3 protein-coding genes are annotated in these 25,998 nt (G+C 38.4%); all 3 read right to left on the reverse strand.

The annotated features are described in order from the left end of the window. Positions 1-77 precede the first annotated feature (77 nt). The 3 genes from DT250_RS15355 to DT250_RS15365 are packed head-to-tail and all read right to left on the reverse strand — an operon-like array spanning position 78 to position 25,986. Positions 78-14,960, reverse strand: a complete 14,883-nt coding sequence (locus DT250_RS15355) for a non-ribosomal peptide synthetase (RefSeq protein WP_149213298.1) — start codon at positions 14,958-14,960, stop codon at positions 78-80. Further along, a complete protein-coding gene (locus tag DT250_RS15360; RefSeq protein ID WP_149213299.1) occupies positions 14,957-21,427 on the reverse strand; it encodes a non-ribosomal peptide synthetase in 6,471 nt (2,156 codons plus the stop codon). Before DT250_RS15360 ends, DT250_RS15355 begins: the two co-directional genes overlap by 4 nt. 2 nt (positions 21,428-21,429) lie before the next feature. Beyond that, positions 21,430-25,986, reverse strand: coding sequence for a non-ribosomal peptide synthetase (locus DT250_RS15365; RefSeq protein ID WP_149213300.1), 4,557 nt, complete (start codon positions 25,984-25,986; stop codon positions 21,430-21,432). Between the last annotated feature and the right edge of the window lie 12 nt (positions 25,987-25,998).

Raw genomic sequence — 25,998 nt, forward strand, 5'->3', positions numbered from 1 at the left:
TATTCATTATTCCCTACACTTGATATGCAGGTATTGGGCTGCCCTTTTCGTTCATAGCCTTGCATCTTTTGTACTCTCTAATTTTCCGTTAATAAAATGGATCTCTCTTTTATTCCTTCAAATTCCTTTAATAGATACATAGCTATTTTTTCAACTGCAGGGGAACCCACTATTTCTTCATGTAATCCAGGGACTGAATATCTATTTACTCTTCCTTTTAATAAAGGTCCCCAATCTGTAAACAACTCTTTTCCTTCCTCAGCACTAAAGTAGAGAAGTTCTCCAGAGTATGGTATTAAATCATGCTCTGCCATTATGTTCAGGCATTTCCTATGTGCATTGATAACTTGCTTCAAATTGATAAGATCTGCATCAGGCGGGAGTACTCCTTCCATAATTAATTGCTCCACAAGCATATCTTGTTTATGGACAAGGTCTCCTTCCTGCTCAGTAAGATCTCTAGGAATGAAATGCTCATATATATATGAGAGCATATCCTCACTCGTTTTATAGTCCTGCTTTGAAGGTACTTTTGTATCCATGAGTACCAACAACTCAACTTCCTCACCTTGATTCTTTAGTACAGTTGCGATTTCATAAGCAATTGCACCGCCTAAAGACCATCCTCCAAGACGATATGGGCCTTCTGGCTGAACATGTTTTATTTCTTCAATGTAAAGTTGAATTAGTTCCGGCAAGGTCAACTCGTCAATTTCTCCCTTTTCTATAAGAGGATTCTGTAAACCGTAAAATGAACAATGGTTCTTAAGTAATCTTGCTAGTTGAATGTAACAGAATACATTCCCCATAAACGGATGAACGCAGAAGAAAGGTCTTTTTTCTGATTCTTGTAGTGGAACTAGCGCTGCTACTGATTTCGTCATATCATGCTTATCACGAATAAGGCATGCGATTCCTTCCACTGTTGGATTCTTAATCAATGTAGACACCTTAATTTCTTTTCCAAACTTCTCCCTAATTTTTGAAACTAATTTAATTACAAGGAGAGAGTGTCCTCCTCTATTAAAGAAATCATCATTTACATACACATCTTCTATCTGTAAGACATCCTGCCAGATTTTAATCAACTGATATTCAATTTCATCCCTTGGAATGATTGGTGTAGAGAAGTTATTTTCTCTTTGAATAGTTAAATTGTTCAATGCCTTTCGATCAACTTTGCCATTCGTTGTAAGAGGAATCTCGTCTACCTTAATAAAGTGTGCGGGAACCATATAATTCGGTACTTGTGTCTTGAGATATTCACGCCAATCATGCATACTACCATCTCCAACTACATAAGCAACCAATCTCTGCTCTCCTAATTTATCCTCTGTTACCAAAACTACTGCTTCTTTTACCAATGGATGCCTCTTTAGATTCGCTTCAATCTCTTCAAGTTCAATACGAAAGCCCCTAATTTTCACTTGATTATCAATTCTTCTCAAGTAATCTAAATTACCATCAGGTAAATAACGAACCAAATCTCCCGTACGATATAAACGCTCTTCTTCATTAAATGGATGACGGATGAATCGCTCTGCTGTTAATTCTGGGCGATTCAAGTATCCTCTCGCTATACCTGCACCACCAATATATAGCTCACCTGTTACACCAACTGGAACAGGTAACAAATTTTTATCCAATACATAAGTTTGAACGTTCGGCAACGGACGTCCAATTGTAACTCTCTTACTATCTGTTTGAATATGATAACACGTTGCATCAACTGTACATTCTGTAGGACCGTATACGTTATAAAAATCAATTTTTCCGGTCTCTACTAGCTGTTCCCATAATGACGGCATGATTGCTTCACCACCGACTAATATCTTACTTGGTACATGAACATCAGCACTTATTTCTAGCAATCCTCCATCTATAAGTAATTGAAGTAATGAAGGTGTCATATCAAACATTTCCAATTTATTCTCCCTAATATAGGACACAAATTGTTCCGGATTAGTGCGAACTTCACTTGGGATAATATATAAACTTGAACCATAAAGCAACATTTGTAATTGCTGAATAGATACATCAAAGGCAATTGACGCATTCAAACCGACGCGCATATTACTAGGTATCTCATGTGAGAAAACTTCTTTTTGTAAACCATATGATAGGTTTATTACAGAATGGTGCTGTACTAAAGCCCCCTTTGGATTCCCTGTCGAACCAGAAGTATAGATAACATACGCTAAGTTTTCCCCTGTTACCTCACATATTGGTGAAAGTTTGCTTTCTTGAGAAAGCATTGCTTGGTCCCTATCTAGGCAAACTGTCTTGATTTCTTTAGGTATCCATCCTAGTAATACCTCATTCGTAACTAACACTTTAATTCCTGTGTCTTCTAAAATATATTGCAGGCGGCTTTCCGGATTCGATGGATCCAACGGAACATAGGCTGCTCCAGCCTTCCAAATTCCCATGAGACCAACAACCATCTCAACTGATCGATCAAAGCAGAGGCCAACTAATGACTCTGTCCTAATTCCACATTTCTGTAAATGATGGGCTAATTGATTAGCTCTTTCATTCAGCTCTCGATACGTTAGTTGCTGTTTTTCATCTACCACTGCCAACGCGTCAGGTGTACGATTTACTTGCTCTTCGAATAGTTGATGAATTACATTCTCACGTGGATAGGATATAGCATTATTATTCCATTCTTCCAATAGCTTTCTTTGTTCAGCTTCCGTAATATATACTAGCTCCGATAGATTTTGATCAATGTTTTTGAGCATTTGCATTAACACTTGTTGTAAATGACCCAGCATTCGTTCAATGGTTACTCTATTAAACTTACTACGGTCATACATTAACTTTAACGATAATTGGATTCCTGGAACTACAGCCAACCCTAATGGGTAGTGGGTTTGTTCTACTCCTTCCAATTCACCAATTTCCAGATTTTCTGAAGCCTCTTCTTTCACTGGATAATTTTCAAACACATATAAACTATTGAACAGAGGTGTTCCTCTAGGAACTTCACTCCACCCCTGAATTTCTGTCAAAGAAGCATACTCATATTGTCTTCTTTCTATCTCTTCCTCTTGTATCTTCTGCAACCAATCCATTACTTTTATATCATCCATCAATTGAATTCGCGTCGGTGACGTTGTAATAAAAGGACCTACGATGTTTTCAACATCAATAATCTCCGTAGAACGCCCTGAGCTTGTTACACCAAAGACAATGTCATTTTCTCCACTATATCGGCTCATGAGATATGCCCATGCACCTTGAATTACTGTGCTCAAAGTAAGTTTATTGCGTTTCGCCCATCCTTGTAACGCTTGAGTCTGCTCTTCTGATAAATACGTAACCTTCTCTGTGTAACCTTTTTCTTCCTCTTTACTTTCTAAGCCCAGCAAAGTTGGTGCAGTAAAACCTTTTAGCTTCTCCCTCCAGAATTGTTCCGCCTGCTCCTTATCTTGCTCTCTTAACCATTGGATATATTTCTTATATGGTGAAGACTTAGGTAACTTCACAGCTTCTCCATTCATTCTCTTCTGATAGACTGTAAGTAATTCATTAAATACTAATGGTAAACTCCATCCATCCAGTAAAATATGGTGATGGGTCCAAACAATCCGATATTCTTCCTCACCTTCTTGAATGACTGTTACCCGCATCAATGGCGCTTCATCAAATTGGAAGGCTTGTTTTCGATCTAATGCCAAAAAGACTTTTCTTTTTCCCTCTATCTCTTCACTTGTCATTGTACGCCAGTCTTCTTTGTTCACTTTAAATGGGATATTTTCATACACCACTTGTACAGGTTCTTCAATTTCGTCCCATACAAATGCTGTACGAAAAATTTCATGTCGCTGAATTACAGATTTCCACGCCTGCTCAAAAGTAGGAATATTCATTTTTCCTCGAATCATAAAACTCAATTGCACTATATACGGTGCAACATGTTCATCCCCTTGGTCATGCAATGTGTGGAAAATCATACCTTCTTGCAAAGGTGATAGTGGATATAAATCAGTAATCTGATTGTTCTTTCCGCGATGCATTTTGTTTAGTACATTTATCAAACCTTCTTGGCTAAGATTAGTCATTGCAAAATCCGAAATGGTCAATGCAGATTCTCTATCTGAAGATTGAATCAATGTACTCAGTTGATAAAGCATATTCTGTGCAATACTTTGAATCGTTGATTTGGCAAATTGCCCAACATTGTATACCCAAGTGAACTGAAGTTTTCCATCCGTTACAACCCCAATTACATCAATTACATGCGAGCGCTTGGAACCGGCAGCATGATCTAAACGCTTAAATTTGTTCTCTGGAATAAACATTGCATCGCTAGAAAACATTTGATCAAATTGTCCAAGATAGTTAAAACTAATAGACGGTGTATATTGCGAGCTTAATTGCTCACACATTGTTGCGTTCATGTAACGCAACACCCCATAATCAACACCCTTATTAGGAATTTTGCGAATTTTTTCTTTAACTGCTTTTAATGCTGCAATTGGCGTATGAGCACTAGTAATATTTAAATGAACTGGGTAAATGCTTGTAAACCATCCCACGGTTCTCGATAAATCAACATCTTCTATATTCTCTTCTCGACCATGTCCCTCTAAATCTACGCTCAATATCGGCTGCCCCGTACATGCTGCCGTAGCTTGTACCAATGCTGCTAATAATACTTCATTGATTTGGACACGGTGAGTGCTTAAAGTCTCTTGCAATAACATACGGGTTTCATTCTCATTTAACACCACAGTAATTTCCTCAGTTACTGCGCTTACTGGATTACTTATAGTACCATCTACCGGCAGTATAACTACGTCTTGTTCCGCCTGCTCCTCCCAGTAATGCAGCACTTCTTGTGATATTCCAGATTCAGCGTAATGATGTAATCTCTCCGACCACTCTTTAAAGGATGTACTTTTCATAGGTAATTGAATTTTCTGCCCTTGGACTGCTTGCGTATACGCTGTTTGCAAATCTTCCAATAAAATTCGCCAAGAAACACCATCAACGGCTAAATGATGAATTGTCCAAAATAATCGGCCAGCGTGCTCACCTTCATCAAAATACACCATTCTCATTAACGGACCATCATGTAAATTCAAACTTTCTTGTGCAATATTAATCTCTTTTTGAATAACCTGATGCCAATCAGCTTCCGGCACTTCGTCTAATGAAATGACAGTAAGCATCAATTGCTCTTCTATTCCTTCATTCCACTGTTTCCAAACCCCATTAGGTAAACGTTCATATCTTAAACGCAGGGCATCATGATGAAGTAGAAGGTTACCCGCTGCCTTTTCAAGTGATCCTATGTCCAATTTCTCTTTCGTTCTAAAGAACATGGATTGATTCCAATGATGTGGGTTAGGATGATTTTGTGCAAAAAACCTTTGCTGAATAGGTGTAAGTATCGTCTCTCCAGTTATAATTCCCTGTTCAGCTTTTACACCTTGTTCTTCTTTGACTACTTGCGCCAACTCAGCAATCGTTTGGTGTTCAAATATTTGTTTTGGTGTCAATTGTAAACCAACTTGCTTCGCACGAGAGACAATCTGAATGCTAAGAATTGAATCTCCACCAATTTCAAAGAAGTTATCATTCATACCAATACGTTTTGAACCCAGCACACGTTCCCAAATGATAGAAAGCTTACGTTCATGTTCATTTCTTGGGGCCACGTATCCTTCTTGTGTTCCTTGATAATCTGATATAGGTAACGATTTCCGATCAATCTTTCCATTTATGGTTAGCGGTAATTCTTTCATTTCGACAAAGTAGGAAGGTATCATATGGATTGGCAGTTTTGTTTTAAGATACTCTCGCCATTCTTCTAAACTGCCTTCGCCCACTACATAAGCTACCAGCCTCTTATCTCCCGACTGATTTTCCCTAACTATTACAACTGCCTCTTTTACCAAGTAATGCTCCTGTAAGGTGGACTCAATCTCTCCAAGTTCAATTCGAAATCCTCTAATCTTCACTTGGTTATCTATTCTTCCTAAATAGTCTATATTACCGTCAGGAAGATATCTCACGAGGTCTCCTGTTCTATATAACCTCTCGCCTTCTTTGAATGGATTTGAAATAAATCGCTCGGACGTTAATTCTGGACGATTCAAGTATCCCCTTGCTAGACCTGCTCCTCCGATATAAAGTTCCCCCATCACACCAACTGGAACTGGCAACCTATTTCTATCTAATACATAAGTTTGGACGTTAGGCAATGGACGCCCAATTGTTACTCTCTTGCTATCTTTTTTGATATGATAGCATGTTGCATCAACCGTACATTCTGTAGGACCATATACATTATAAAACTGTATTTTATCAGTCTCTACTAGCTGTTCCCATAATGACGGCATAATCGCTTCACCACCAACCAGTACCTTACTTGGAACATGAACGCCATCGCACGTTTCTAACAATCCGACATCTATAAGTAATTGAAGCAATGAAGGTGTTATATCAAAGATTTCTAACTTGTTCTCCCTAATATAAGCTACAAACTGCTCCGGATCACTTCGTACTTCATTCGGAATAATATACAAACTTGAACCATAAAGCAGCATTTGTAATTGCTGAATAGATGCATCAAAGGCAATTGACGCATTTAAACCGACATGCATGTTAGATGGTATCTCATGTTCGAAAACCTCTTTTTGTAAGCCATGCGACAAGTTTATTACAGAATGATGCTGTATCAAGACACCCTTTGGGTTCCCCGTCGATCCCGAAGTATAAATAACATACGCTAAATTTTCTCCTGTTACTTCACATTTTGGTGAAAGAATGCTTTCTTGTAAAATCATTGTTTGATCCCGATCTAGACAAACTATCTTGACCTCTTTAGGTATCCAGTCTTCTAATGACTCATTCGTAACTAATACTTGAATTCCAGTGTCCTCCAAAATATATCTTAGACGACTTTCTGGATATGATGGGTCCAATGGAACATATGCTGCTCCAGCCTTCCAAGCTCCCATAATACTAACAATCATCTCAACTGAACGCTCAAAACAAAGTCCAACCAATGATTCATTCCCAATCCCGCATTGCTGAAGATAGTGGGCCAATTGATTAGCTTTTTCATTGAGCTCTCGATACGTTAACTGCTGTTTTTCATCTACCACTGCTATCGCGTCAGGTGTACGATTTACTTGCTCTTCAAACAGCTGATGAATCGTACTTTCCTGTAGATATGCTACAGCATCATTATTCCACTCTTCCAACTGTTTTTGCTGTAATCCTGATAATATAGGCAACTTAGCTAATGATTTATCCGGATTTTTCACGATTACATTCAACCAGTTTCCAAAATGTTCGGCCATAGATTCAATAGTTAAGCTGTCAAATAAATCAGTCCTATAAACAAAAGTAAGTAATAAACCCTCTTCCACTTCTGCAGCAGTTAAACTTAAATCAAACTTAGCGATTGGAGCGTTACTTTCCATTACTTCTATATTTCTTCCATGTAGTTCTGGTAGCTCTTGTCCCATATTTTGCAAAGTAAACATGGTTTGGAAAATTGGAGAATAGCTTGTATTTCGTTCAGGTTGGATAACCTCTACAATTTTCTCAAACGGAACATCTTGATGCTCATACGCCTTCAATGCTTTTATCCGCACTTGGGACAACAACTCTTGAAATGCCGGTGCATTACTTAAATCAGCTCGATAAACCAAGGTGTTGACAAAGAAACCAATCAGCCCCTCAATTTCTCGATAATTTCGATTTGCAATTGGGCTGCCAACAATAATATCCGTTTGTCCCGTATAACGAGCAAGGAAACTTTGATACGATGCCAATAAGGTCATGAAAAGTGTGGCCCCTTCTTGACGACTTAGTTCGTTTAATTTATCCAGTAATGAGCGTGACAACAAAACACTATGAGTTAATCCATGGTGGGTTTGCACTGGCGGACGCGGACGATCCATTGGCAACATTAAGACTGGTAACTCACCAGATAATTCTTCCTTCCAATATGCAAGCTGTTGATTTAGTACTTCATCTTTCAACCATTCTCTTTGCCACTGAGCAAAATCGGCATATTGAACTGGTAGTGGTTCCAGCTCTGCTTGTTTCTCACCAATCGCATTCTCATAAAATGCCATCCATTCTTGAAGCAAGATTTCCATCGACCATCCATCCGAGATAATATGATGCATATTACACAGAAGAACCCATTCTTCTTCTGAAATTCTTATGAGTTTCCCACGGAATAACGGCCCTTGTTCTAAATCAAATGGAGATTCTACTTCAGTTTGAATCCATTGCTCCAACTTTCTTTCTCGCTCCTCTAATGAAAGCTTAGTTAAGTCCATTTGCAGAAGCGGACGGAAAATATACGGTTGAATCTGCTGCACAGGATGGCCATCCTCTTCATAAAATACAGTCCGCAAAGATTCATGACGCTCTATCAACTGATTCCATCCCAACTCCAATGCCTCAGGTAACCAACTCCCTGTAAGGCGGCATGCCATTGGCATATTATAAAGTGCACTATTAGGTGCAAATTGATCAATAAACCATAAGCGCTGTTGGGCATAAGATAGTGGAATATTATTTCCTCGTTCCATCGGCACCAGTGGTGGAATTTCTCGTTTTTCGCTCCCCTTACGTAACTGATCGATTCGTTTCGATAATGCCTCGACCGTTGAATATTCGAACAGTTCACGTACTGGCAATTTGATTTGAAAGACTTCCTGTAAGCGTGAGACCACTTGTGTAGCAAGTAGAGAGTGACCACCAAGCTCAAAGAAAGAATCCTGAACACCAATGTCTCCTATTCCTAGCACCTGACTCCACACTGAAGCGATAAGTTCTTCCAGCGGATTTCGTGGGTAAACAGTATTTTCTTCGGATTGTTCACTAAGTATAGGCAATGCCTTCAAATCAAGTTTTCCATTCGGTGTAAGTGGTAAAAATTCCATCTCAATAAAGTTTGTTGGAACCATGTAATTAGGTAAATGTGTTTGTAGATATTCTCGCCATTCATGGACACTTCCTTCACCAACTACATAAGCTACTAATCTCTTATCGCCTTGATTATCCTCTCGTACCAATACAACTGCTTCTTTCACAGAAGAATGCGCCTGCAAAACAGCTTCTATTTCTCCCAATTCAATTCGGAAACCACGAATTTTCACTTGGTCATCTATACGTCCATGGAACTGGAGATTACCATCAGAAAGATAACTTGCTTTGTCTCCTGTGTAATAGAGACGTTCTCCTGACTTGAAAGGATGTGGAATAAATTTTTCCTTTGTAAGATCCGGACGATTAGCATATCCACGTGCAAGACTCTTCCCTCCAATATAGAGATCTCCAATTACACCAATTGGTACTAGCTGAAGATGAGAATCTAATACATAAACTTCTGTATTCGCAATCGGTCGACCAATCGATGGCGTACCTGTTGTCACTCCTACAGGTACATAACAATCTGTGGTAACGACTGTATTTTCCGATGGACCATACTGATTAATTACCGCAAAAGGAATATCGTTAGATGGATACTGCGTTAATTGATCCCCACCAGTAATGATAAAACGAAGATCCGTTTTATCTGGCCAAGATAATTTCAAGAGTCTTTCCAGAATAGGCGTAGGTGCAAAGCTAGCTGTTATTCGTGAATCAATGAGCCAGTCCCTTAGTGCTTCTGGATTAATTCTCAGTTCCTCTGTTGACAAGTAGAGTGCTGCACCAGCAGTTAGATACGGCCAAATCTCCTGAACAGCCGAATCAAAAGCAACACCTGCAATCTGAGTCGCACGATCCTCTGCTGAAATACGATAAACTTCTTGATGCCAAGAAACCATATTTATTAATGAGCGATGTTCAACCATGACACCCTTCGGTTTTCCTGTAGAACCAGAGGTATAGACAATATAGGCTAAGTTCTCTGGATTTATTTGACGTGTAGGTGCGATTACGCTTTCCACCGTTAATTCTTCTAACCTCACCATTTCGACGTGTGCAAAATGTCCTTCTTGTCCATCCGCCGTCACTACGAATTGAATTCCTGCATCTTCAATCATGTATTCTAACCTTGATTTTGGATACAACGGATCTAAAACAACATAAGCTCCACCAGCTTTTAAAATGCCTAGTAAACTTGCCATTAGCTCAGCTGACCTCGGAAGATAAACTCCCACCACTGACTCTGGGGCTACTCCCTTTCGCTGTAAAACATTTGCCAACTGATTTGCTTGTGTATCCAGCTCACCATAAGTCCACTGTTTTGTTTGATCGACTACCGCAATCGCATCAGGACGCCTCGCTACTTGCTCCTCAAATCTGTCGCAAATAAGACCCTGATGAGACATTTCCATTACAGTGTCATTCCATGTTTCTAATAACAATGTACGTTCGTGTTCCGATAGCATGCTCAGGCCATGCAACGGATTTTGTGGGCGATGAGAAACTTCATGTAGCCATTTCTCAAAGTGTCCTGCCATCCGTTCAATAGTAGTAGCATTGAATAAATCCTTATTATACTCAAAAGTAAAAAGTAATCCCTCTTCTGTCTCAACTGCCATCACACTTAAATCAAACTTTGCAATTGGACTATGGCTTTCTATCATTTCAATACTTCTACTAGATAACACCGGAAACTCTTGTTTCATATTTTGCAAGATGAACATAGTCTGGAAGATCGGCGAATGACTTGTACTTCGCTCCGGTTGCACAACTTCTACAATTTTTTCAAATGGGATATCTTGATATTCATACGCCTTCAATGCCTTTTGACGAACCTGATACAGTACATCTTGAAATGTCGGTCCACCACTCAAATTAGCTCGATAAACTAGCGTGTTAACAAAGAAACCAATTAGTCCTTCAATTTCTCTATAATTCCGATTCGCAATTGGGCTTCCGACCAAAATATCTTCTTGTCCCGTATAACGAGATAGAAAACTTTGATATGCAGCCAACAGCGTCATGAAGAGTGTAGCCCCTTCTTTTCGGCTAAGTTCATTCAATTTATCATGTAGCGTGCTTGGCAGAACCAGAGTGTATGTCGACCCGTGATGAGTTTGTATTGCAGGACGCGGGCGATCCATAGGAAGTTGGAGTACAGGAAGCTCCCCAGACAATTCTTCCCTCCAATATTGGAGTTGTTGATCAAGCACTTCCTCCTTTAGCCATCCTTTTTGCCACTGAGCAAAGTCGGCATATTGAACCGGTAATGGTTCAAGTTCCGCTACCTTTCCATCCGTTGCTTCCTCATAAAATGCCATCCATTCTTCAAGTAGGATTCCCATTGACCATCCATCTGAAATGATATGATGTAAAGTACAAAGGAGTATCCATTCTTCCTCTCCCACGTGCAAAATACTTGTCCTGATTAACGGCCCCTCTGTTAAATCAAATGGCACTTCTGTTTCTTGTTGAATGAAACGTTTAACCTCTTCTTCTCGGTCTTCAGAAGAAAGCATAGTTAAATCCGTTTTCGGAATTGATTGAAAAGCATACGGTTTAATTTGCTGTACGGGTTGACCGTTCACTTCGTGAAAGACCGTCCGCAGTGATTCATGACGTTTTATTATTTGATTCCATCCCGTTTCCAATGCTTCAAGTAGCCAATTCCCTGTAAGGCGACATACCATTGGCATATTGTAAAGGGCACTATTAGGTGTAAATTGATCAATAAACCATAAGCGTTGTTGAGCATAAGATAGTGGAATAGTTTCTCCTCGTTCCATCGGTATTAGTGGCGGAATCTCTCGTTTTCTATCTCCTTTACGTAACTGATCTAATCGCTTTGCCAGTGACTCCACCGTCGTACATTCAAATAGTTCACGTACTGGTAATTCGATTTGAAAGATTTCCTGTAAACGTGAAACTACTTGAGTAGCTAATAGTGAGTGACCACCGATTTCAAAAAAGGAATCCTGTACACTAATATTTTTTATTCCTAACACTTGGCTCCAAACGGAAACGATGAGCTCCTCCACTGGTGTTCGTGATGAAGTAATATCTTCACTTATGAACTGTTCTTCTAATTCCAGTAAGGCTTTCCGATTCACTTTACCATTTGGAGTGAGTGGCATCCCTTCAATTTGGAAAAAGTATGCTGGAACCATATAATGTGGCAATTGCTTCTTGAGATATTCACGCCACTCTCCAGTATCTCCTTCACCCACTACATACGCTACTAACTGCTTATCTCCTGGTCGATCTTCCCTCACCAACACAACAGCCTCTTTTACAGATGGGTGATCATGTAAAGCTGCTTCAATTTCTCCCAATTCAATTCGGAATCCTCTAATTTTGACTTGATTATCTATTCTTCCAATATATTCTAAGTTACGATCATTCATATATCTCACCAGGTCACCCGTTCGATATAATCGTTCCCCATTCTTAAAGGGATGCGAAATAAAACGTTCAGTAGTTAAATCTGGTCGATTGAAGTAGCCACGTGCCAATCCTACTCCCCCAAGGTAAAGTTCCCCTGCCACACCAATCGGGACCACTTGTTGATATTGATCTAACACATACAACTCTGTATTATCAATCGGACGACCAATCGGAATAAGCATTGGTTCTTTTTCTAAATCACAATCATAATAAGTCACATCCACAGTCGCTTCAGTAGGACCATACAAGTTAATTAACTTTGTTTGTTGAACATTGTAAAATATCCCCTTAAATCGGCGAACCTGCTCAGTGTTTAACGCTTCTCCACTAGTAAAAACTTGAATTAAAGACGATAGATCCCTTTTCGAATTATATAGTTCCATATAATCTAAGAAAGTAGATAACATCGACGGAACAAAGTGCATGGTGGACACACGATATCGTTCAATGTATTCCTCAATCACCGCAGGATCTTTCTCTCCTCCTGGTGGAAGCAAACAAACCTGCGCCCCTACAAATGACCACCAAAACAATTCCCAGACAGAAACATCAAACGAAAACGGTGTCTTTTGTAGGATTGTATCCTCCTCGGATAATGGATATTTTTTCTGCATCCACTGTAAGCGGTTTATAACGGAATGATGTTCAATCATTACTCCCTTTGGATTTCCCGTCGAACCCGAAGTGTATATGATATAAGCTAAGTTATTTGCTGTCACTCCACTCACTGGAGCTAAATTACTCTCTTTAGAAATCATTACTCGATCCCGGTCTAAACAAATTGCTTGAATACCTTTAGGTAACCAGTCCTTTAGTGCCTCTTTTGTTAACAGCACTTGAATTTGTGAATTCTCCAAAATGTATCTCAGGCGGTTTTCGGGGTAACTTGGGTCCAGTGGGACATAAGCCCCACCTGCTTTCAAAATCCCAAAGAGACCAATAATCATATCAGGAGAACGTTCAATACATATACCGACTAATGATTCAGGTCCGATACCTCGTTTTTGTAGAAAATGTGCCAATTGGTTCGATTTTTCATCGAGTTCTTGATACGTTAGCTTTCCACCCTCATAAACTACCGCCACTGCATCAGGTGTCCGTGAAACTTGCTGCTCAAATAGCTCATGAATCATACAATCATGACCATAAACTACGTCCGTATCATTCCATTCTTCTAGGAGTTGTTTTTGCTCAGTGTCCGATAACATTGACAGCTTTGTATATGATTCATCTGGATGATACGTGATTTCATTTAGCCAGTTCTCAAAATGGCCTGCCATACGTGCAATGGTACTACTATCAAATAAATCCGTATTGTATTCAAATGAGACAAATAGACCTTCTTCCACTTCATAGGCAGTTAAGCTCAAATCAAATTTAGCAATAGACATATTACTTTCTACCATTTCAATACTTTTACCAGACAAATCTAGTCGTTCTTGTTTTATATTCTGTAGCGTAAACATGGTCTGAAAGATAGGCGAATGACTCATGCTTCGTTCAGGTTGCACAGCTTCTACCACTTTTTCAAATGGTATATCTTGATATTCGTAAGCTTTTAACGCCTTTTTCTTTGTTTGGCTCAAAATCTCCCGAAAAGTAGGGGTGCCACTCAAATCTGATCGGTAAACCAACGTATTAACAAAGAAACCAATTAATCCTTCTACTCCCTTGTGGTTCCGATTTGCAATCGGACTACCAACTAGAATATCTTTTTGTCCCGTATAACGAGCAAGAAAGCTCTGGTATGCAGCCATTAAAGTCATAAATAAAGTAGATCCTTCTTGTCGGCTTATATCCTTCAATTGACTAAGCAATTTATAAGGGAAAATTACGTGATGCGTAGCCCCAGAGTAAGTCTGCTTAACCGGTCGAGGTCGATCCACTGGCAGTTGTAAGATAGGAAGCTCACCAGACAATTCTTCCTGCCAATACGTAAGCTGACGATTTAGCACATCACCTTGCAACCACTCCTTTTGCCACTTCGCAAAGTCTGCATATTGAATGGATAATGAGCTTAATTTAGCAGGATTTCCGCCCGTTTCTTCTTCATAGAAAGCAAGTAATTCATTCATGAATATACCAATGGACCAAGCATCAGAAATAATATGATGCATCGTACACAGTAATAACCATTCATCCTTCTCTAATTGAACAAGCTGATTACGAATTAAAGGACCATTCATTAAATCAAATGGTTCTTGCGCTTCTCTCGCAATTAAACTATCTACCTCTTTTTCTTTTACTTCTAGAGGAAGTTGAGAGTAATCTCTTACAGGTAATGCTCTAGGAAGGAATTCGACAATTTGTTGCACAGGTTGTTCTCCTACTTCTTTAAAAACAGTTCGTAATGATTCATGGCGTTCAATGAGTCGATTGAATCCCTTTTCTAATGCTTCAGGTATCCAATTTCCTTTTAGATGCCATACCGTTGGAATATTATATAAAGAACTGTTTGGATTAAATCTGTCCATAAACCACAAACGTTGTTGCGCATAAGACAACGGGAGTGCTTCTTTATTCTCCTTTTTTTGCATTTGCTTCTGAAGCCATGCTCTCTTCTCAGGAGAAAGTGAACTGAGCTTTGCAAGTAAATCACTTCTCATTTTTTTACCCCTTCCTCAATCAAATTACTCTCGAATATCCCTTGTGCTTCTTCCTCTGATAACTCTTCTAATTGCTTAAGCAGTTCCAGTAATTCTTCATCATTACTCACTTCTGCTTCTTTTTGAATATAGTCTTGAAGACTTACATTCTCCTTACTATCATTCTGCATTTCTTGATTTTTGTTATCGAGCAATTGATCAATCTGTTCTGCCAATTGCTGCACCGTATGAAACATAAATAAATCATGCAATGGTATCTCGATTCCAAAAGCCTCTTTAAGATTAGAAACGGCTTGCGTAGCAAGTAATGAATGTCCACCAATTTCAAAAAACGAATCCTGAATTCCGATGTTTTCCATACCTAAAACTTCATGCCATATCGAAACAATTGTTTTTTCCGTAGACGTACGAGGAGCAATATAACCACTTGCTATCTCCTGTTTCTCTGGTGTTGGTAAAACCTTCCTATCAATTTTCCCATTAGGAGTGAGTGGAAATGCATTTAATCCAACAAAATAGGATGGAATCATATAATTTGGTAGTTGGTCCTTGAGATAATCACGCCACTTTTGAGCATCCCCGTCTCCTACAACATAGGCAATCAAATGTGGATCGCCAGGATAATCTTCCCGCACCATCACAATAGCTTCGTTAACTAATGTATGCTTTTGTAATACCGCTTCAATTTCTCCTAGTTCAATCCGGAACCCACGAATTTTCACCTGATGATCAATTCGTCCAACATACTCCAAATTTCCATCTGGCAAATACCTTACTAGATCTCCAGTCCGGTATACTCGCTCGTTTTCTTTAAACGGATGCGGTATAAATCGATTTTTCGTTAAGTCAGGGCGTTTTAAATATCCACGTGCTAACCCTGATCCACCAATGTACAGCTCACCAACTACACCAATTGGAACCATTTTTTGTTCAGCACTTAGTACATATACTTCTGTATTGAAGATTGGTTTACCAATTGGTGGTACCCTATGCATGACACCCTTTTCTAATTCCATATACGTGGAATACGTAGTATCTTCAGACGGTCCATATAAGTTGTATACCTTCTCAATCGTACTTCTCTCGTATAAATCTTGAACAAGCGGATATGGTAACGGTTCTCCAGCCAAATTCATTACCTTTACTGAAGAAGGAATTGTCTTTGCTCGAACCAGTTCCTTTGCTGCCGATGGCACAGTATTAACCAAAGTCACACCTTTGGTAGACAACTTGTCTAGATGTAGAGCATTTTCAGCGACAATCACCTTCCCCCCCATCGTTAAGGGAACAAATACTTCAAAAACGGATAAATCAAAAGATAGTGAAGTTGAAGCTAATACTCCCGCTAACGCCTTTCGGGAATACGTGTGATGCGCCCAATGAATCATTGTTACTGTATTCCTGTGCTCAATCATTACTCCCTTTGGATTTCCAGTGGAGCCTGAAGTATAGATAATATAGGCTAAGTTATCGCCCGTCACTTCACTCGTGCATACCGTAGTAACTTCTTGTTCTATTTCTGATCGATTACGATCAATACAAATGACGTTGACGAATGTAGGTATAACCATTTTTTGTTGTAACTTTTCCTGTGTCACCAGTACCTTTATTTGAGCATCTTCTAAAATGTACTGCAGTCGACTTTCCGGATATGCTGGATCAATTGGGACATATGCTCCTCCTGCCTTCATAATTCCTAAGAGACCGACAATCATCTCGGATGAACGTGTAACACAAATCCCAACTAATGATTCGCATGTAACACCATTTTTTTGTAAATAATGTGCCAACTGATTCGAGCGTTCGTCCAACTCTCGATATGTTAGTTCTTCATCTTCGCACACTACTGCAATTGCTTCTGGTGTTTTTTCCACTTGTTCTTCAAACATTGTATGAATCATGCTATCTTCTATATCAATAACAGCTAATTCATTCCATTCCTCTAGTAGTTGCTTATATTCTATTTTCGATAACATATTCAATTCTGATAATAAACATTTTGGATAAGAGGCAATTTGATTTAGCCAATGTTCAAAATGACTTACCATACGTTCAATGGTTGTATCATTAAACAAATCAGTATTATATTCAAAGGTTAGTGATAATCCTTCTTCCGTCTCAGAAGCAAATAAACTCAAATCAAATTTTGCAACAGAAACATGGCTTTCCATGAGTTCCATTTGTCTTTCAGATAGCTGAAGAAACTCTTGTTTCGTATTCTGTAAAGTAAACATGGTTTGGAATATTGGTGAATGACTTGTATTCCGTTCCGGCTTTACGGATTCTACCACTTTCTCAAATGGAATATCCTGATACTCGTATGCTTTTAGTGCTTTTTTTCTTACCTGCGACAAAAGTTCTTGGAACGTCGGGTTTTCACTGAAATCAGCTCGATAAACTAACGTATTTGCAAAGAGACCTATTAATCCCTCAATCTCTTTCACATTTCGATTAGCAATCGGGCTTCCAACTATGATGTCGTCCTGTCCTGTATAACGAGAAAGGAAGCTTTGATACGCTGCCATCAATGTCATAAATAAAGTGCACCCTTCTTGCAGACTTAAATCTTTGAGCTTTTCCTGTAGGGAATTCGCCACTATTAAAGACTGACTTGCACCACGATGGGTTTGAACTGCAGGTCGAGGACGATCCATCGGTAATTGTAAAACCGGTAGTTCCCCAGACAATTCTTCCTTCCAATATTGAAGGTGCTGATTCAAATTCTCTTCTTTTTGCCATTCCTTCTGCCACATGACAAAATCTGCATATTGGATAGATAACTCCTTCAATTCCACCGGTTTGCCGCTTAATGCTCCTTCATAAAAAGCCATCCATTCTTCAAGTAAGATTCCCATTGACCATCCATCTGAAATAATATGATGCATCGTACAAATGAGAATCCACTCTTCACTGTCCACTTTCAATATGCGTGTTCGAATTAGAGGACCTTGTCCAAAATAAAATGGTTCCTCAGCTTCGTTTTGAATGAGCCGTTTCATTTCTCTTTCCCTATCTTCCAAAGAGAGATCTGTTAGATTCGTTTGAGGGATATGCCCGAATACATGAGATTGAACCTGTTGAAAAGGTTCACCCTCTTGTTCTAGAATTATCGTTCGTAATGATTCATGACGCTCCAACAATTGATTCCATCCGGCCTCCAATGCTTCAATTGACCATTTACCTGTTAAGCGACACACTGCATGAATATTGTACATAGCACTATTTGGCATTAATTGATCAATAAACCATAGACGTTTCTGCGCATAGGAAAGTGGAATAGCTTCTTCCCGTTTCATAGGTACAAGAGGGGCAATCTCTCGTTTTTTATCTTCTTTTCGTAACTGATCTACTCGTTTCGCCAACGCTGCCACTGTATCGTGCTTGAAAAGTTCACGTAAGGGAATTTTGATTTGGAACAATTCTTGCAATCGAGAGACAATTTGAGTAGCAAGTAGTGAGTGTCCACCACGTTCAAAAAAGGAATCCTGAATACCAATATTCCCCACCCCTAACACTTGACCCCAAACCGAGGCAATAAGCTCTTCCGATGGCGTCCGAGGTAGAACATTTAAATCTCCAATAGCTTGATCATCAGGTGCTGGCAAGGCCTTTCGATCAATTTTCCCATTCGGAGTAAGCGGGAAGTGTTCTAGCTCTACAAAGTGTGCTGGAATCATATGATTTGGTAATTGGTTTTGTAAATACTCTCTCCACTCCTCGGTATTTCCATCGCTTATTACATATGCAACCAATCGTTGATCACCTGGACGATCTTCTCTAACTAATACAACAGCCTCTTTAATAAACGAACATTTTTCTAAAGTCGCTTCAATTTCTCCTAATTCAATCCTAAAACCACGCATTTTGACTTGATGGTCCATTCGACCTATAAATTCTATATTTCCATCAGTTAAATATCTTACTGAATCTCCTGTTCGATATAGTCGTTCCCCCAATCGAAATGGATGTGAAACGAATTTTTCAGCAGTAAGATTCGGACGATTTAAGTATCCACGCGCTAAACCAGCACCACCAATATATAACTCACCCTCAATTCCTATTGATTGCAGGCGTTGATTTTGGTCTAATACATATAATTGCGTGTTCTGTATCGGCCGCCCAATAGAAACAAATTCTTGATTAGGCTGAATATCAAATGCATTCACATAAATAGTGGCTTCAGTTGGTCCATAAAAGTTGGTTAATTTCACTTGTCCACTATAATTCCATTTTTGCTGAAATCGTCTAACTAACCCTGAACTTAGTTCTTCCCCACCAGAAAATACATGGCGTATGGACGAACAATTCATGTTCAATTCGATACGATTGAAGTGATCTAAGAAAACTGATAACATCGAAGGTACAAATTGAACTATAGTAACCTGATGTTTTTTAATCACTTCAGCTATAATAGAAGGATCTTTTTCTCCACCTGGAGGTAGGAAAGATACACTTGCACCAACGTGAATACCCCAAAACAACTCCCAAACAGAGACATCAAATGAGAATGGCGTTTTCTGCAAGACCACATCCTTTTCAGAAAGTGGATATTTATGTTGCATCCATTCTAGATAATTGATTACTGAATGGTGCTCAATCATTACTCCCTTTGGATTCCCTGTAGATCCTGAAGTATACATAACATACGCTAAACTTTCTCCTGTTACACCACTTATACATGGGGTTGATTTTTCTTTTTCAATTGCAGTGTAATCTTTATTCATACAAATCGTTTCAATATTTTCAGATATAAACGAATTTTTAGAATTCTCTTCCGTCACTAGTACTTCGATTCCAGCATCCTCTAATATATATCGAAGCCGACTCTCTGGATAAGTAGGGTCAAGTGGAACATACGCTGCTCCTGATTTTAGAATCCCTAATAACGCTATCATCATTTGTAATGAACGTTCCATATATACCCCAACTAGAGACTCTGGGCCTACACCATGCTTTTGTAAATAATGAGCTAGTTGATTCGCACGCTTCTCTAACTCTTTATAGGTAATTTGTTCATTTTCGTAAATAGCCGCGATTGCTTCCGGTGTTTTTTTTACTTGCTCCTCAAATATCGTATGAATCATGCCTTCAGCCGAATAATTTACTTGAGTATGATTCCATTCCTCTAGTAACAGTATCTGTTCTTCCACTGTTAAATGAGTAATTTCAAAGAGTTTTGAATCTAGGTTCTTCGTCATCTGAATTAGTATTTGCAATAAGTGATTCTGAATCCGATTTATTGTCCCTTCATTAAAATAGCTTCGATCATACATTAACTTTAAAGTAATTTTCTTACCGGGCATTACAATGAGTGTTAAAGGATAATTTGTTTGTTCCGCGCTTTTAACATCTAATAATCTTAAATCTTGATTTCTCTCACCTTGAATTGGATAATTTTCAAACACATACAAGGTATGAAATAAGGAACTATTTCGTGGAACCTCACTCCATCCTTGAATATCTATCAACGAATTATACTCATATTGTCTTCGTTCCATTTCTTTCATTTGTATTTTACGAAGCCAATCTACTACTGATGTATTATCCGTTAAGCGAATTCTAGTAGGTAAGGTGTTAATAAATAACCCCACCATATTCTCTGCTCCCATTAAATCAGTAGGACGTCCAGAGCTAGTTACGCCAAATACGATGTCACTTTCACCGCTATACCTACTCATCAAATAAGCCCATGCACCTTGTACTAACGTATTCAACGTTAATCGACTATTTCGTACCCACTCTTGTAAATTCTCAGTAAGTTCCTCAGATACTTGATAAACACACTCTCCATAGCCCTTCTCTTGTCCTTGGTTCTTTCTTTCCATTGCTAATGGCGTAGGTGCATAGAACCCTTTTAATTCTTCTTTCCAAAATTCCTCTGCTTGACTTTGATCTTGTTTATTTATCCACTGGATATATTTTTTATAAGGAAGAGATTTAGGAAGATTCAATAATTCTCCCCTTATCATCTTGAGATAAACTTCCATCACTTCACTAAAGACCAATGACACACTCCATCCATCTAGCAAAATATGATGATGTGTCCAAATAATCCTCGTTTCCTCATTTGCCTCTTTAATCGCAGTGACTCTCATCAATGGTGCTTCATCTAATAAAAATCCTTTTCTACGATCTGCATTTAAAAACTGTTGTAATTTCTTCGCCCTTTCCTTGTGTGAATGGGCGCTCCAATCCTCTTGATGAATAGTAAAAGGAAGACGTTGGTAAACCGCTTGTAGTGGTTTTTCTACTTCCTCCCACACAAATACTGAACGTAAAACCTCATGTCGATGAATAACATATTCCCAGGCCTTTTCAAAAGTAGCAATATCCAATTGCCCCCCGAGCAAGAAACCTACTTGTACAATATAGGAAAATGAATGTTCATCATCTTGATCGTATAAAGTATGAAACAGTATTCCTTTTTGCAAAGGTGATAAACCATATATATCAATAACGTCTCCCATTTTTACACCCTCTTCTTTGTTAATTTAAGTAATACTTTGCTCAAGCTTTCTTCCGTAAGATCCTCTGCATCAGCAAAATCTGATACCGTAAAAGCAGACTCTGTTGTTGGTTTATTTATAAGTTGACGAAGATGCCTCAACATACCATCTGCTATCAATTGAATTTTTAATTTAGAAAACTGTTCTCTACTATACATCCAAACAAAATGTAACTTTTCATCTTTCACCATTCCGATAACATCAATTAGATGAGATGGTTTGGAATCTGGATCATGATCTAAAAATGTAAATCCTGTCTCTTGCATAAACAAAGATTCCCTTGAGAAAACCTGATCAAATTGGCCCAAATAGTTAAAACTTATTGAAGGCTTTTGCTGATAAAACGGAAGTAATCCTTTATTCAAGTAACGTAAAATACCATAGTCAACTCCACGATTCGGAATTCGACGCAATTGTTCTTTGACAGCCTTTAACCCTTCAATAGGTGTTTGAGTTCCTTGAAAATTGAGATGAACGGGATAAATACTCGTGAACCAGCCCACTGTCCTTGATAAATCAATACCTTCAATTACCTCTTCTCTTCCGTGTCCTTCTAGATGAATAGAAACCGTTTGCTGATTTGTACAATCGACGATAGCTTGTCCTAATGCCGTTAATAGTACCTCATCAATCCTTGTCTTATGAGTTACTGGAACTTCGTGTAACAATTCATATGTTTCTTCTATTCCTAAAGTCCCTGTCACTTGATCAATCGATTCTTCTGTTGTTTCTTGTATTGGATAGTCCATTGGAATTTTCATCGTTTCTTTTTCTACTTGTTCATTCCAATAATCTTGTACTTCTTTCGAAATACCCGAATCACTGTACGTCTGGAGTCGTTCAGACCAATCTTTAAAAGATGTACTTTTCGCAGGTAAGCGAACTTCTTGACCTTGTTTCATCTGGTTATATACCGTCTGTAAATCTTCCAATAGAATCCTCCATGATACTCCATCTACTACTAAATGATGAATCACCCAGAATATTCGATCATTTCCAGTCAAGTTATCCTCAAAGTACACTATCCTCATTAACGGACCAGTAACTAGATTGAAACTAGCTTGATTAATGTTCATCTCTTCTTGTATTATTGTATTCCACTCTTTTTCATTAACTTGATTCCGTTTTACAACATGGAGTACTGACAGCTCATCAGTCCCTTCATTTCTCTGCCTCCACGTTCCGTTTGGTAACTGTTTGTACCGGAAACGTAAAGCATCATGATGTTTGAGTAAAGTTACTATCGCTCCCTCTAGTAACTTCACATCGAATCTTTCTTTTACTCTTAATAGCATTGATTGATTCCAATGCTCCAGATGTGGATGTTCTTGCTCGAAGAACCAACACTGAATTGGAGTAAGAGACACATCACCTATCACAATTCCCTGCTCCGCTTGTACTCCCTGCGTTTTTATAGCCACTTGTGCCAGCTCAGCGATAGTTGGGCATTCAAACATTTGCTTTGGAGTAAGTTTTAACCCCACTTGACTTGCTTGAGATATGATTTGAATACTGAGAATCGAGTCGCCACCAATTTCAAAGAAATTATCATAGATTCCCACCTTTTTAACACCTAATACTTGCTTCCAAATGGTAGTCAGTATCTGTTCGTTACTATTCCGAGGGCCAACAGATTCACTATTAATCTGCTTTTCCTCCGGCATAGGTAAGGCCTCACGATCAACTTTACCGTTAGCTGTAAGTGGAATAGCTTCCATCACCACAAATCCCGAAGGAACCATATAACTTGGTAGTTTCGCTTTAAGATACTCTCTCCACGCATCTACATTTCCATCTCCTACAACATATGCTACTAATCTTTTATCGCCTGGCTGATCTTCTCTTACAATTACAACTGCCTCTTTTACAGATGCATATGTATGTAAAGTAGACTCAATCTCCCCAATCTCAATTCGGAAACCACGTATTTTAACCTGATGATCAATTCTTCCACGATAATCCAGATTTCCATCTGGCAAATACCTCGCTAAGTCTCCTGTCCGGTATAATCTCGCTTTCGGATCACTACTAAATGGATGAGATATAAAACGCTCTGCTGTTAATTCAGGTCTCTTTAAATACCCACGTGCTAATCCTGCCCCACCAATATAAAGTTCACCATCAACACCTATAGGAACAGGTTGTTGATAAGCGTCCAGTATATACACTTCTAAATCGGGAATCCGCTTGCCAATATTACTTCTTGAAGCATGCTGCACATCTTCTAGAGTAATTGGATAATATGTAACATGAACGGTAGTTTCTGTAATTCCATACATATTAATTAACTGTGGTTTTTTCTCCCCATACCTTTGAAACCACGGTAACAAGCTAGTAGGTTCTAACGCTTCTCCGCCAAATATGACATAACGCAGTTGCAAATTTTTATTCATATCTTCTTGTTCACACACTTGTATTAATTGTCGAAATGCGGAAGGTGTCTGATTTAGAACTGTGACTTCTTCCTCCACCAATAATTGATAAAAATCCTTAGGTGATCGACTAATCCAGTACGGAACAACAACTAATTTTCCACCATATAATAATGCTCCCCAAATTTCCCATACTGAGAAATCAAATGCATAAGAATGAAAAAGCGTCCAAGTATCTTTTTCATTAAACTGATACCAACAATCCGTTGATTTAAATAACCGAATGACATTGTGATGCTCTATCATAACACCCTTTGGATTCCCCGTTGATCCCGAAGTATAGATCACGTATGCTAAATTTTGGGAACTGACATCAGAAACCGGTAAAGTCTTACTTTCTTTCCCAATCTCATCTTGATCACGATCCAGGCAAATCGACTCAACATTTTCTGGTAAACATTTCAATTCTTTTAAACTTTCTTGCGTTACGAATAACTGAATGCTAGCATCTTCTAAAATATATTGAAGTCGCTGCTCTGGATATGTTGAATCAAGTGGAACATAAGCCCCACCAGCCTTCAAAATCCCTAAAATACCTACAATCATTTCGAGGGAACGTTCAACGCACAGTCCCACTAAAGTATCAGGTCTTACTCCCTTTTTCTGCAAATAATGAGCTAACTGATTTGCGCGTTCATTAAGCTCTCTATAAGTAACTTTTTCTTTTCCATACGTAACTGCAATATCGCGTGGATAGTTCAACGCTTGCTGTTCGAACAATTCATGAATAGTTACTTGAGATGGGAAATCCAGCTTAGGATTGTTGAACTCAACTAAACTTCTTCTTTTATCTTCATCAGAAATGATTTCGATTTCAGCTACCTTCTGCTTTGGTTTTTCAAAAGTGTTTTCCATTATCGCTAACATCACGTTAAAAAAACGTTTTATCTCTTCCTTAGAAAATAGCTCCTCACGATAATCAATATGTACATGTAAAGAGTCAATATCAATTAGATTTTCAATATGCACTGCAAAATCTTGCACCTCTTCATGGTTTGGAATCCATAGTGAGTCACCACTTTCATCACGATCCCTATAATCAATCGTAGTTCCGAAAAGTCTCACATTACTATTATTCTCTTTATTAATCTGCTTTAATAACAAATCAAATGGATATTTCTGGTGTCTCAATAATTTGCTTTGTTTTCTGGATACCCTACTAATAAATGAAAGTACTTCTTCTTCCGGATCAATATCCATTCTTAAAGGAACTGTACTCACCATCATTCCAATCAATTTTCGCTCCATTTTAGTCATACGATTGCCGTAAGCCATTCCTAAACCAATATCAAGCGATGAGGTCCACCGATACATGGACAACGAGAAAGCAGCAACAAAAAAAGTGTATAAACTAATTTTGTAATCTTCAGAAAATTTCTCTATCTTTCTCTTCAAATGCTCCGTTAATATAAATGTCTCACGTGATGCTTTGGTACTAGCTTGGTACGTATTATAGGGCTTCAATCCAGTCACAGATGGCAGTGTTTTAAATTCCTCTAACCAGAATTTTTGATCTTTTTGAAAGCGACTACTATTCAAGTATGTTTGTTCATTAGTCAGAAATTGAACATATGAATTTTCACTTTCACCTTCCTCATTCTCGTTATACATTTCATAATAATATTTTGCAATCTGCTCAGTAAATATTTGAATTGATAAACCATCCATAATAATATGATGAACATTTCCAAAGACTGCACATTCGTTATCGTTTAATTTTATTAAAGCGAAATAGTATAAATTTGAATTAAATAATGTAAACGTTTCTTTTGTTTTCTGCTCAATCCATTCCTCAAGCAAATTTGTATTCTCCACATTACTGAAATCAAAAAACTCAAATTCTTGTTCTTCATGTTTAATAAAATATTGTTTCGGTTCCTGATGCCCATTTTCTTTTAACCTAATGCACAGACCATCATTTTCACTAATGACTCGATTCACAACTTGGTTTAATTTTGAATAATTCATTTTTCGATGAAGTTTAAATAAAAATCTTAAATTACATATTCCTTTATCAGAATGAATAACTTCTGTATACCATATTCTTCGCTGCGGATGGCTTAATGAATAACATTCCTCATTGGTCATAAAAATCTTCCC

The sequence above is a fragment of the Bacillus sp. AR2-1 genome (genome assembly GCF_008368755.1).
GTDB classification, from domain to species: domain Bacteria; phylum Bacillota; class Bacilli; order Bacillales; family Bacillaceae_G; genus Bacillus_A; species Bacillus_A wiedmannii.